The following is a 2,243-nucleotide window of genomic DNA, read 5'->3' as shown; positions in this document are numbered from 1 at the left end:
GCATACAGGAAACAACAATCATATCTGCTTTAAAGGCAAGGTCGTCTGAAAGTCCAAATTCAGGCTCTCAGACGACCTTGCCTTGCCCTCCCCTTTTAAACCATCGCTTGATACAACGCAATCATCAGCGGCATGGTGATGACGCACAGCAGCGTCGTGATGCCGTAAATCGCGCTGGCTTTACGGGCGTTTTGACCATAAACCATCGCCATTTGGGTAACGGTGGACGCGGCGGGGCTGACGGTGGCGAGGAAGCTGATAAGGACGACGGTATCGCTGTGTCCGCCCAAGCGGGCTATGCCTGAAACTTTGACAAACACCAACAGAATCAGCGGGATAAGTATCAGGCGCAGGAAGGCGACGAGGTAAATCCGTTTGGAGAGGACGATTTCTTTGAGCGGCAGCGAGGCAATCAACATTCCGGCAACGAGCATGGCGACTGGGCCTATCATGCTGCCGACAGTAGCGAGCGTATTGTCGATGATGTGCGGCAGTTTGATTTGGAAAGCAAACATGAACACGCCGATAAAGATGGAAAGGATGTTGATGTTGGTCAGTACGGTTTTCCACGCAAGATTGCCGCGCCCGCAAAGCAGCAGGCGCAAGTGCGTCCAGAAAAGGAACATTTGGACAATGATGAAGCCGCTGGTGTAAATCACCCATTGCGGTCCGAAAATGGACATTACCAGCGGGATGATGAGGTTGCCGGAATTGGTGTAAACCGTGGCAGCGTGTTCGAGCGTATCGAGCTTAAACACAGTTTTGAAAAGCCTGCCCAGCGCAATCAGCAGGATGTGGAACACGACCGCCAAGGCGACCGAGAGTTTCAACCCGTCAACGATGTCGGGCGTGTTCTCGATTTGGAAGGCGTGGATCATCACCGACGGGCTGATGAGGTAGAGCGCGATGACGGAGAGCGTGCGGCTGTGTTCGGAATTCAGGAGCTTAAACTTCACCAACGCCATGCCCATCAGGACAATCAGGGTCAGCTCGGTGATTTTGCCGGCAAGGAGCAGGGCGGTTTCCATAGCTTATCCGTATCTGAATATAGAAAAGGAATTCTATAGCAAATCGCAGCTTTCGTTATCCATAAAGCCCCGGTTTTCCAAGCTATATCGCCATCACTATGCAGACCCCTATAAATAAAAAGCAAAAGGGTCGTCTGAAACCTATTTAAGCCTTATGCCAGAATACCAGAGCCTTTCCGACAACAAGTACATCATCCTCATACGCAAGAGAAGTCTTTACAAAAATTAAAACATTTACTTGTAGTAGTAAAATGCCAAATGCATCCTAATAGTCAGATAAAAATACCGTTCGTCGCTTTTTCCCCACAAATTGATAAAAATAGAAATTTAAAATATTTTCTACCAAACAAGGTAATACCCATCAAAAAACCCAAAAATCAAATTAAAATATCATATATTTCATATGCTTATTATTCTATTGCAATTTATTGCATCAAAATACATTTCAAAAAAATCGAAGAATACAGGCCTATGCGCCCCTGTTCCCACTATAAAAAATTACACAAGCCTTGATTTTTAATTTCGTACTTTTACAATATGCATTGAAACTTTTCTTGGCGATTATTAAGTTCCAGCCCGAAACGGCATAATCCTTTTACAGTTTACGGGGAGCCGCCGGAAAAGCATCAACGTCCCTACACCCACCATACAAAGGTAAAAAACATGAAAAAATTCAATGTAAAAGTATTGAGCATGGCTGTTACGGCAGCCGTAGCAAGCGGCGCAGCGGGAGCGGCTGAACAAAACTTTGCAGCAGCGGTTGGCGGCAAAGACGATCAAGGTCAAGCAGCGTTTTTTACTGTCTTCGGCGAAGGCACAACATATGATAAAGATACCGGTAAGCTGACTTTCAAAAAAGATAGCGATGCCCTGCTTTTGAAAACCTTAGAGTTAGAACAAACCATTAATGGTTTTGCATCTGGTTCAAATTTCATCACAACTGATGCTAATGGCAACAAAACCGTCCGCGAAGCCACTAATGAAGATGTTGAAGCCGATGAGTTTAAAGGACTGGGCTTGAAAGAAGTTGTCGCAGCACACGATGAAGCATTGGGTGACTTGACTGAAACCGTCAACGAAAACAGCGAAGCATTGGTGAAAACTGCAGAAGTCGTTAATACCATCAGCGCAGATGTAAATGCCAATAAAGCGGCAATCGAAACCAACAAAACAGCAATCGCCACGAAAGCCGACAAAGCTGATGTTGACAAATTG

At 45.8% G+C, this 2,243-nt stretch carries 1 protein-coding gene and 1 pseudogene; one reads left to right on the top strand and one right to left on the bottom strand.

What is annotated here, in order from left to right:
* Positions 1 to 95: 95 nt before the first annotated feature.
* Positions 96 to 1,028, bottom strand: coding sequence for an AEC family transporter (locus AC5M9B_RS04820; protein WP_019270966.1), 933 nt, complete (start codon positions 1,026 to 1,028; stop codon positions 96 to 98).
* Positions 1,029 to 1,691: 663 nt separating this feature from the next.
* Here AC5M9B_RS04820 and AC5M9B_RS04815 point away from each other — a divergent pair.
* Positions 1,692 to 2,243, top strand: a pseudogene (locus AC5M9B_RS04815) (hypothetical protein); the annotation flags it as partial.

The sequence above is a fragment of the Neisseria flava genome (genome assembly GCF_982712965.1).
Note: the sequence above shows the minus strand (reverse complement) of the source record. Positions and strands in the feature narration are given on the sequence as shown.